The sequence below is a fragment of the Mesorhizobium sp. M0626 genome (genome assembly GCF_040320665.1).
Lineage (GTDB): Bacteria > Pseudomonadota > Alphaproteobacteria > Rhizobiales > Rhizobiaceae > Mesorhizobium.
This window is the reverse complement of record NZ_JAMYQD010000015.1, coordinates 197,606-207,680: the sequence shown is the minus strand read 5'-3', so window position 1 is coordinate 207,680 and position 10,075 is coordinate 197,606. Positions and strand designations below refer to the sequence as shown.

Here is a 10,075-nt window from a genome sequence, read left to right as displayed (position 1 = left end):
CCGCCGGGCCCGCCCCCGCGGGCGGGGGGGGGGGGGGGCCCCGCCCGCGGGGGGGGCGGCGCCGCGGCACCGACCCCCACCCGGACCTTCGGTCCGACCTCCCCACAAGGGGGAGGTAGGGGCGCGGCGCCTTTCTTCGCGTCTCTATGCAGGTAGACAGCGGCGACATCCAGGTGAGGGGCAGCGCGAATCTTTCGCGGTTTGCATGAGCATTCGAAACATGCAGACATGGCGCCCGACACGGGCGGTGCCGGGGGAATCATCATGGCGGCAGTAGAAACAGCGCAGCGGGCATCCGGGCGTGGCATCTGGGGGTGGATGTTCTTCGACTGGGCGGCGCAGCCGTTCTTCACCGTCGTCACCACTTTCATCTTCGGCCCTTATTTCGTCTCGCGCATGGCCAACGATCCGGTTTCGGGCCAGGCGGCCTGGGGCTACGGCATCGCTGTTGCGGGCCTGGTCATTGCCGTTTTGTCGCCCATCCTCGGCTCGATTGCCGACCAGACCGGGCCGCGCAAGCCGTGGATTGCGTTCTTCGCCTCGATCAAGATCATCAGCCTTTGCCTGCTATGGTTCGCCGCTCCCGGCTCGAACCTTTTCCTGGTGGTGCTGTTCTTTTCTCTCGCTTCGGTCGCGGCGGAATTCTCGACCGTGTTCAACGATTCGATGATGCCGCGCCTGGTGCCGAAGAGCGAGATCGGCCACGTCTCCAACATTGCCTGGGGACTTGGTTATCTCGGCGGCATGATCGCGCTGATCTTTGTCGTCGCCTGTCTGGCGGGTTCGCCGGAGACCGGCAAGACGATCATCGGCATCGACCCGCTCTTTGGGCTCGACCCGAATCTCGGCGAGGACGCGCGCGCCACCGGGCCGCTGTCGGCCGGCTGGTATTTCCTGTTCATCCTGCCGATGTTCTTCTTCACGCCAGACGCCATCAAAGGCATTCCGATCGGGCCGGCGGTGCGCGAGGGGCTGTCGGAACTGAAGTCGACGCTGACTGAAGTGCGCCGGCGCAAAGGCATCTTCCGCTTCCTTGTCGCCCGCATGATTTATCAGGACGGCGTCAATGCGCTGCTCGCTTTGGGCGGCACCTTTGCGGCAGCGATGTTCCATTGGTCGATCACCGAGATCGGCATGTTCGGCATTATTCTCAACGTCGTCGCCATCGTCGGCTGCCTGGTTGCCGCATGGCTGGACACCGCGCTTGGCTCCAAGACCATCGTGATGATTTCGCTCGTCCTGCTCAGCATCGCCACCATCGGCATCGTTTCGACCGGGCCAGGCTACACGCTGTTCGGCGCCTGGATGATGCCGGGAGCCGATAGTGGCGGCCTGTTCGGCACGGCGGCGGAAAAGGCCTACATTTTCTATGGCCTGTTGATCGGGCTGGCGTTCGGACCGGTGCAGGCGTCGTCACGCTCCTACATGGCGCGCAGCGTGACCGCGGCCGAATCCGGCCGCTATTTCGGCATCTATGCGCTGGCCGGAAGGGCGACGAGTTTCCTGGCGCCGTTCATGGTGGCGTCGATCACGCTCGCCAGCGGCTCGGCGCGGCTCGGCATGGCGGCCATCGTGCTGTTCCTGGGCGTTGGGATCGCGATATTGATCTGGACGCCGTACCCGGCGGATCAGCCAGTGGAATAGCGCCGCACTTTTCCTTCTCCCCTTGTGGGAAAAGGCAGAGGCGCTCAATGCCTGAAATGCCTCACGCCGGTAAACACCATGGCGATGCCATGCGCGTCGGCAGCGGCGATAACGTCGTCGTCGCGCATCGAGCCGCCGGGCTGGATCACCGCCGTGGCGCCGGCTTCGATCGCGGATATGAGCCCGTCGGCGAAAGGGAAGAAAGCGTCGGAGGCGACCACCGAGCCCTTGGTCAACGGCTCCGCGAGGCCAGCTGCTTCCGCCGCGTCGAGCGCCTTGCGGGCGGCGATGCGCGAGGAATCGACGCGGCTCATCTGCCCGGCGCCGATGCCGACCGTGGCGCCGTCCTTGGCGTAAACGATGGCGTTCGACTTGACGTGCTTGGCGATGCGGAAAGCGAATTTGAGGTCGGCCATCTCGGCCGCACTCGGTGCGCGCTTGGTCACCACCTTGAGCTCGAGATCGTCGACCACCGCGTTGTCGCGGCCCTGGACGAGCATGCCGCCAGCGACGGATTTCACAGTGATGCCGCCGGCGTGCGGATCGGGCAGACCGCCGGTGACCAGCAGTCGCAAATTCTTTTTGGCGGCGATGATGCGGACAGCGTCCTCCGACGCGTCCGGCGCGATGATCACCTCGGTGAAGGTTTTTACGATCTCCTGAGCCGCTTCGGTATCGAGGATGCGGTTCATGGCAACGATACCGCCAAAGGCCGAAACCGGGTCGCAGGCCAGCGCTCTCGCATAGGCAGCAGCCAGCGAAGCGTCCTCGGCGACGCCGCACGGGTTGGCGTGCTTGATGATGGCAACGGCGGCGCAGCGGTTGGGATCGAACTCGCCGACCAGCTCGAAGGCGGCATCGGTGTCGTTGATGTTGTTGTAGGACAGCTGCTTGCCCTGCAACTGGCGAGCCGTGGCGACCCCGGGCCGCTTGTCGCCATTGACGTAGAAGCCGGCGCTCTGATGCGGGTTCTCGCCATAGCGCATGACGCTTTCCAGCCTGCCGCCGAAGGCGCGCCAGGTCGGGTGCTCGATCTCAAGCGTTTCGGCGAACCAGCCGGAGATCGCCGCATCGTAGCTGGCGGTGCGGGCAAAGGCCTTGGCCGCCAGCTTCTGGCGGAAATCCAGCGACAGCGAGCCGATGTTCATCTCCAGCGCGTTCAGCACCGAGGCGTAGTCGCCGGGATCGGTGACGATGGCGACATAGGCGTGATTCTTGGCCGAAGCGCGGATCATCGCCGGGCCGCCAATGTCGATGTTCTCGACAACAGCGGCATAGTCGGCGCCGGAACGGCGGACCTCCTCGAACGGGTAGAGATTGCAGACGAGCAGATCGATCGGCTCGATGCGGTGATCGTGCATCGCCTTGGCGTGTTCGGGATCGTCGCGCACGCCGAGCAGTGCGCCATGCACCGACGGGTGCAGCGTCTTGACGCGGCCGTCCATGATCTCGGGAAAGCCTGTCAGTTCCGAGACGTCACGCACCGCCAGCCCCGCCTCGGCGATCGCCTTTGCCGTACCTCCGGTCGAGACCAGCTCGACGCCGGCCGCGACCAGCCCTTTGGCGAAGTCGGTCAGGCCGGTCTTGTCGAAGACGGAAAGCAGGGCGCGGCGGACCGGAACGAGGTCGGGTGCCGGAATGTTCTTAGCGGCGACGGCCATGGGCTGGCGGCCTTTCAGGGCTGATGGAGAGCGTTGCCGGGCCGTAGCACATGAGGTCAGGAAATCAAGCCGGAAGCTCGATCAAGCCGGCGCCGGCAACGGCGCTCAGCTGTTCTCGGGATAGCCGGCGATGCCGGTGCGCGTGAGCTGCCAATGCACCTCGGCGATCTCCGAGGCCTTGAAGGCGAGCACGATCTGGCGGCTGCGGCGTGGGCCGCCAAGGCCGGCGAAATAGATCGATTCCTCGACCTCCGGCACCACTTCGGTGCAGGTGAACACCCAGGTGTCGGCCTGGTCGGCGGTCAGCACCAGGCGGTCATGCTCGTCCTGCAAAAGGTTGATATCAGGGTGGATGTGGAAGCGCACCACGACGAAGTCGCGGCCATTGTTGCGGATCGCCGCACCGCCCGGGCGGAGGAAGCGATCCCTGCCGGCGAGCACATTGCCCTCGCTCGACAGTTTCAGCTCGCGCTCATGCAGGAAGCCAAAGCGCTGCATATAGCCGTCATGGCGGGCGATGAAGCCTTGCGTGCCCTTCTGGTCGATGCGCTTGCAAGGCACATGCTGCGGGCCGCCGAGCAAGGGCGAGCCGAGCAGGTCGTTGACGCGCAGCGAATGGGAAAACCGCGCCGACGAGGTGTCGTTGATGGTGGCGGTCGAATGCGCCGCGGTGGCACGGGCCAGCGGTCGGAACTCGGCGGCGCCATAGGTGTCGATGCCGGCATTGACGATATAATGCTGGCGACCGGACGAGAGTTCGAAGGCCAGGCACCCGGCATGCGCGGCGTTGGACACATCGACGGCCGGCGACGGGCCGGTATCGGCAATCACCGTCACGCCGCCCATCGACAGGCGCTCATAGCCGGAATGCGGCGCGTGCAGCAGCGGCGCGCCGGCGGTGTCGTCGTGGCGCAAGATGGTGGCTATACGGTCGTGGATGGTGGCGCCCATGCCGTTGAAGCGGGCCAGGCTGCCATCCTGATGGCGGAAGAAACGGAGCGCCGGCAGCATGCGGTCGATGGCGCCCATCAGGGCTGCCGGTGGCGTTTCGGCCTGGTTAGCATAGGTCTGGCGCAGCGGCAGGAGATCGGCGAGCAGTTCGAGAACCGCCATCGGGTTGCGCGAAATATGGCCGCCGTCGGGAAGGATCTGGCGGTCGAGTTCTTCCGCCAGGTTGCGGGTGGCGCCGCGCAGTGCCGAGGCCGGCGCCGGCAGCGACAGCGCGGCGAAGGCAAGCGCGATGCGAGCGCGCAGCCTGTCCTTGCCGTCCGGCATCTCGCGCGCCATCGAGCGGAGATAGCGGATCTGCACGGCGAGCGATTTCAGGAAGGCGCGATAGAACGGAAATTCGGCCCCTTGTAGGACAACCGAGGAGTGTTGCAACCAGGCAATGACTCGCTTGGCGGTAGTGCCGGGCTCCCAGGCTATGCCGGAAATCTGGTTGCCATGCATGGCGATCCAGTCGGAGACAAGCGCGCGTGCATTGGCGGCGGCCAGCTCGGTGCCGGCGGCGCGCATATGGCGCAGCCAGCGAAAGCCGTGCAGCGTCTTCACCCAGCCGCGATTGGCGACATCGATCTGGAATGGCGATTTGCCGCCGGTCTCGACGAGGTGTCCCGACAGCGGATAGCGGCCATAGTAGATCTCGAGCGCGATCTGCGGATCGGCGAGCCTGAGGTCGGGCGGTGCAATCAGGACGCGTTCGGGCGTGCGCCCGGAATAGCGCCAGCGATAGACTGGCCCTGCGCGAAGGCGCCGGCGCGTCTTGCGCCAAAACTCCTTAGCGACAAGCGTCCACAGACGTGTCGTGCTGCCGGCAGCCAGTGCCAAAACCCCTCCTCGTCGCCTGGAGATAGAGCATGCTGTCGCCCGAAAACCGCGTCGCAGGTTTCGGCATCATGTTCCGGTACCCCAGCACAAGCTTATATGATTCAAGAACTTGTGCGAAGTCGAATTCCGCCGACGTGAAGCGCCTCACGCTGCCGGCCACCGACCCACCCCGAAAAAAGTCAAGTGCTTCGCGGGGTTAAGCCTGGCAATCCGGCACTCACTTGCGGTTGTGGCGAGACCGAAATTCGCTGGGCGAACAGCTTTCGCGGTCGCGAAACAGACGGGAGAAATAGAAGGCGTCGTGGATGCCGACGGCGGCCGCAATGGACTCGATGGGCGAATCGGAGGCGGCCAGCATCTGTTTGGCGCGGTCGAGCCTCGTGCGCAGTTGGAAGGCCTTGGGCGACATGCCGGCTGCCCGCGCAAATCTGCGCCGCAAGGTTGCCGGCGACATCGAGAATTTCGCGGCGAAGGCATCGAGATCCACCGGGTCGCACGCGCAGCGGCGCAATTCGTCGATGATGGGCTGCATGTCGGCATGCTGGAAGCCGGGATTTCGTTGACGGTTGTTCCAATCCATTGCCTGGCGGGCAGCACGCACGACGATGCGATGCATCGTGGCGGCGGCTTCTGCCTGGCTCAGCATCGTATCGAGCGACAGCTCACCATGCAGCCTGTCGAACAGCCGCTGCATTTTGCCGAGGTCGCGCAAGGGGACGACAGGGGCGTCCTCGGCAATCAGCCGCAGCCGGGTGAAATCGCGTATCAAGGCGCCGTCGAAGAGCGCCCAGCGTTCGAGCCAGCCCGATGCGTCCGGCCCGTAGGAATGCATCCTCCCGGGAAGCAGCCAGAACAGGGCCGGCGCTTGGATCATCTGCATGCCGGCAGTCTTGGTTTCAAGCCAGCCTTGACCGTTCTCAATCAGCACCACGGCGAATTCCGGCAATTTGCGCGCTTGGATCGCCTGCGTGACGCGATGCCGACCAATCCCTGTAACCGACAGGCCGCCGGCCGCGGCCGGTGCGGATCTGTAGAGCGCGTAAGGGTGATCGTTCATGAGCGAAAAGTCCATGGCTTCGTTCCGTCCATGGGCGAGCGTGCGAACAGTATGGCATTTCCAGCTAAGGATGGAAAATCGCAGGTGGCTGAGATGTCAAGCTCAACAGGTGGCACGCAACGACGGATTCCTGTTGCGTCAATCGATCTGAACGCCAACGGCAAGACATTATCGATGGCGCCGAACCGGTTGGGTCATCTCGTGCCAACCGACGCCGGGGTCGGCATCGATGCCATTCGCGGCCTCCTTGCCGAGCAAGGCTATGTCTGGCTGAAAAGTATGCTGCCGCGCCGCGACGTCATCGATTTTCGCGGCTGGGTGTTTTCGTATCTGGCCGACACCGGCTTGCTGCAGCCCGGGTCCGATCCCGCGCTTGGCCTGGCGGCGGCCGCCGGAACGTTCGACCGTCAGCTCGCCGATCGCCGGTTGATGGCGCTGGTTCGCTCCACCGCCTATGAAGGGTTCTGCGCACAGCCCCTGATGGCCCGGCTAATGGATGCGTTCGTCGGCGGGCTGTCCTATTTGCACAAGCGCAAGATCATGCGTTTCACCCAACCGGGCACCACCGTGGCGACGCCGGCGCATTACGACCTCGTTTATCTGCGCGGCGGCACCAGCCGCATCGTCACTGCCTGGATCCCGATCGGCGACGTTCCCGTCGACATGGGCGGCCTGGTCTATCTCGAGGGATCGCACGCCATCGGCCTCGACATGGAGGCCCGGTTCGCCAGGGAAAATGCCGGGCTGAGCCCGCAGGAGCGCATCAGCGCCTACAACAGGAACATGAGCGAGGGCGGCTGGGTGTCGAAGGACCTGCCCGACATGGCGGAGCGGTTCGATACACGCTGGCTGATCGCGGATTTCGAGGCCGGCGATGTCGTCCTCCACTCGCCCTATATGATCCACGCCTCGACGACCAACCAGAGCGCGGAGGGGCGTATCCGGCTCTCCACCGATATCCGCTACCAGAATGTCGATGATGAGATCGATGCAAGGTGGGGGAAGCACTGGAGTCTGAACGACATGCTTTAGGCATGTCGTCGCGTCGGAGTCAGGCCAGACGTCGCATGCGGGCGGCGAAGAAGCCGTCCAGGCCGGAAACCCCTGGCGAACCAAGGTCAAGATCGGCGGGTGTGGTGCGCAGCGTGCCTTGCGGGGTCAGGAAGGCGTCGATTCCAGCGATTTCGCCGGGCTGCAGCGGATCGTCGGCGACGGTCTTGTTGCCGGCCAGAAAGGCGCGATACAGATCCTCGCCTTCGATCGGGTCCAGCGAACAGTTGGAAAAAACAATCCGGCCGCCCGGTTTGACCAAAGTGACGGCGCGGGCGAGCAGCTTTGCTTGCAGATCGGCTAGCTTTTCGACGTCGGCTAACGTCTTGGTCCATGGCACGTCCGGGTGGCGCCGAACCGTGCCGGTGGAAGAGCAGGGCGCGTCGAGCAGGACGGCGTCGAAAAGCTCCGCCGGCTGGTATTTCAGCAGATCGGCCTGCACGATCTCGGCGGACAGCCCAAGCCGTTCGAGGTTCTGCGTCAGCCGCGCCAGCCGGTTCTTCGAGGTGTCCAAGGCGGTGACTTTAGCGCCGGCAAGGATAAGCTGAGCGGTCTTGCCGCCGGGGGCGGCGCAGAGGTCGGCGACGCGTAATCCTTTGACATCGCCGAACAGCCGCGCCGGAAAACTGGCGGCGGCGTCCTGGACCCACCATGCGCCTTCGCTGAAGCCCGGCAGTTCGGTGACGGAGGCGCTGAGCTTTTCCACTCGCACCGTGCCGGTCGGCAGCACGATGCCGCCGAACTTTTCGGCCCACAATTCGGGATCGGCCTTGACCGTGAAATCGACCGGCGCCTCAACGCGATGCGCCGCCAGGATCTGTCTGGTCATCTCGGCGCCATAGGCGGCCTTCAGCCGGTCGGAGAACCATTTTGGCGCCTCGTCGGTGGCGGCAAGAGCTGCCGGCAGTTCGGTCTCCTTGGCGCGCACCAAAGTGCGCAGCACGCCATTAACGAGGCCGGAAAAGCGCTGCGTGCGTGGGTCCGACTTGGCGTGGGTCACAGCCAAATCGACGGCGGCGCTGTCGGGGATGTCGAGGAACAGGATCTGCGCCGCCGCAACATGCAGGATGTGCGACAAAGCTGTGGCGTTGGGCGGCAGCGGCTTTTCAAGGCGGCGGGCGAGGAGCCCGGCAATGGTCATGCGGTAGCGCAGCGCGGTCACCAGTATGGCGCGCACCAGGCCGCGGTCGCGCAGGTCGAGCACCTTGTATTGCGGATGGCCGTTCTCGTGGTCCGTCAGCCCGTCGAGCGGCGTCTTGGCGTCGATAACGGCGGCCAGCAGCCGCGCCGCTGCCTTGCGCGCGGCGAGGCCGGCGACGAATTCGTCCGAGCTGTTTTCGCGATCGCCTGAATGTGCGGGCCGGGATCTGGCGCCGCTCACGACCACGGACCTTTGGGTCCGGTCGGATTGCGGCCCCACGGATTGGCTTTCGGCTTGGCCGGTCTGGTCGGCGGAGTGGGGCGTGCTGCCTTGCCCCACGGGCCTTGCACGGCATCGGCCGGGAATTCTTCTGTTTGCCCGGGCGTCGGCGCTTGGCGCGGCGCCGGCTGGCGGCCTGCCATGTCGCGCGCCATCGCCTGCAGCGCGGCGATGCGGTTGTCGGTATTCGGGTGGGTCGAAAACAGGCTGTCCATGCGCTCGCCGTGAAGGGGATTGATGATGAAGAGATGCGCGGTCGCGGGATTGCGTTCGGCATCCGGGTTGCGGATGCGTTCGGCGCCGCGGGCGATCTTGTCAAGCGCTGATGCCAGCCAAAGCGGATTTCCAACGATTTCGGCGCCGCGCCGGTCGGCTTCGTATTCGCGGGTGCGGCTGACCGCCATCTGCACGATCATGGCGGCGAAGGGCGCGACCAGCATCGCCACCAGCACGCCGACAAAGCCGAACGGGTTGTTGTTGTCGCGGCTACCGCCGAAGAAGAAGGCGAAATTGCCGAGCATCGAGATGGCGCCGGCGAGTGTCGCGACAATGGTCATGGTCAGCGTGTCTCGATGCTGGATGTGGGCCAGCTCATGCGCCATGACTGCCGCGACCTCCTCATGCGACAGGCGCTCCAGCAGCCCGGTCGAGGCCGCGACCGCGGCGTTCTCGGGATTGCGGCCGGTGGCGAAGGCGTTCGGCTGCGGATTGTCGATCAGATAGGTCTTGGGCATCGGCAGGCCGGCCTGCTTGGCCAACGCCTCGACGATGGCGTGGAATTCGGGCGCGTTCCTGGCATCGACCTCGACGGCGTGGTTCATCGACAGCACCATCTTGTCGGCATTCCAGTAGCTGAACAGATTGGTGCCCGCGGCGACCAGGAAGGCGATCATCATGCCGCCGGTGCCGCCGATCAGAAAACCGACGCCCATGAACAGCGCCGTCATCGCGGCCAGAAGCATGGTGGTGCGTAGCGTGCTCATCATCTGCTCCCTGTGCGGCCGTGGCAAAAAAAGGTCGATCGGGGTGAACTCATGGCTATATGATGGGAAACGCCGCCCTTGGTTTCAATCCGCCCGGACTATCGCATGACCGACCAACCCAGCAAAGCTGATGCCGACCGGGAGAAGGACCTGACGCCGGCGGCCAGCCGAGCGCTGGCTGAAGCCGAGGCGCGCCGTGAAGCGTATCGCCAGAAGGAAGCTGCGCTGCCGAAGGAAATCGGCGGCCGCGGCGGCAAGGAACCCGGCCGCTACGGCGACTGGGAAGTGAAGGGACTGGCTAGCGATTTCTAGGGGTTCAGGAACGGAAGAACTGGGGAACTGGTGAACTGAAGAGTTGAAGAAAAAGGCGCACAGCAGTTCTCCAGTTCTCCAGTTCTCCAGTTCTCCAGTTCTCCAGTTCTCCAGTTCT

The 10,075-nt window shown here is 64.8% G+C and carries 8 protein-coding genes; 3 read left to right on the top strand and 5 right to left on the bottom strand.

All coding sequences use genetic code 11. The annotated features are described in order from the left end of the window. Positions 1–264: 264 nt before the first annotated feature. Positions 265–1,644 (top strand): MFS transporter, encoded by a 1,380-nt coding sequence (locus NKI37_RS20710; protein WP_031196429.1) that lies wholly within the window; start codon positions 265–267, stop codon positions 1,642–1,644. A 44-nt stretch (positions 1,645–1,688) separates the two neighbouring features. Here NKI37_RS20710 and purH read toward each other — a convergent pair whose 3' ends face one another. From purH to NKI37_RS20695, 3 genes are all read right to left on the bottom strand, one after another. After that, the gene (purH, locus tag NKI37_RS20705) at positions 1,689–3,305 is read right to left on the bottom strand and encodes a bifunctional phosphoribosylaminoimidazolecarboxamide formyltransferase/IMP cyclohydrolase (protein ID WP_352787112.1); all 1,617 of its coding nucleotides are present in this window, start codon (positions 3,303–3,305) and stop codon (positions 1,689–1,691) included. Between the two features lie 105 nt (positions 3,306–3,410). After that, a complete protein-coding gene (locus NKI37_RS20700) occupies positions 3,411–5,135 on the bottom strand; it encodes a heparinase II/III family protein (RefSeq protein WP_023693200.1) in 1,725 nt (574 codons plus the stop codon). 217 nt (positions 5,136–5,352) lie between these two features. After that, positions 5,353–6,207 carry a helix-turn-helix transcriptional regulator gene (locus tag NKI37_RS20695; protein WP_502896286.1) on the bottom strand — a complete coding sequence of 285 codons (855 nt, stop codon included), beginning with the start codon at positions 6,205–6,207 and terminating at the stop codon, positions 5,353–5,355. A 78-nt stretch (positions 6,208–6,285) separates the two neighbouring features. On the opposite strand from NKI37_RS20695, the gene NKI37_RS20690 reads away from it, so the two are divergent. Next, positions 6,286–7,224: a phytanoyl-CoA dioxygenase family protein gene (locus NKI37_RS20690; protein ID WP_023668640.1), complete on the top strand. Its 939-nt coding sequence runs from the start codon at positions 6,286–6,288 to the stop codon at positions 7,222–7,224. A 19-nt stretch (positions 7,225–7,243) separates the two neighbouring features. On the opposite strand, the gene NKI37_RS20685 is transcribed toward NKI37_RS20690, so the two are convergent. Together NKI37_RS20685 and htpX are read right to left on the bottom strand one after the other, a co-directional pair. Next, positions 7,244–8,629 (bottom strand): RsmB/NOP family class I SAM-dependent RNA methyltransferase, encoded by a 1,386-nt coding sequence (locus NKI37_RS20685; RefSeq protein WP_352787110.1) that lies wholly within the window; start codon positions 8,627–8,629, stop codon positions 7,244–7,246. Next, positions 8,620–9,645 carry a zinc metalloprotease HtpX gene (htpX, locus tag NKI37_RS20680; RefSeq protein WP_352787109.1) on the bottom strand — a complete coding sequence of 342 codons (1,026 nt, stop codon included), beginning with the start codon at positions 9,643–9,645 and terminating at the stop codon, positions 8,620–8,622. The genes NKI37_RS20685 and htpX overlap by 10 nt, the downstream gene beginning before the upstream one ends. A gap of 105 nt (positions 9,646–9,750) precedes the next feature. On the opposite strand from htpX, the gene NKI37_RS20675 reads away from it, so the two are divergent. After that, the gene (locus tag NKI37_RS20675) at positions 9,751–9,957 is read left to right on the top strand and encodes a DUF1674 domain-containing protein (RefSeq protein WP_023688862.1); all 207 of its coding nucleotides are present in this window, start codon (positions 9,751–9,753) and stop codon (positions 9,955–9,957) included. The last annotated feature ends 118 nt before the right edge of the window (positions 9,958–10,075 follow it).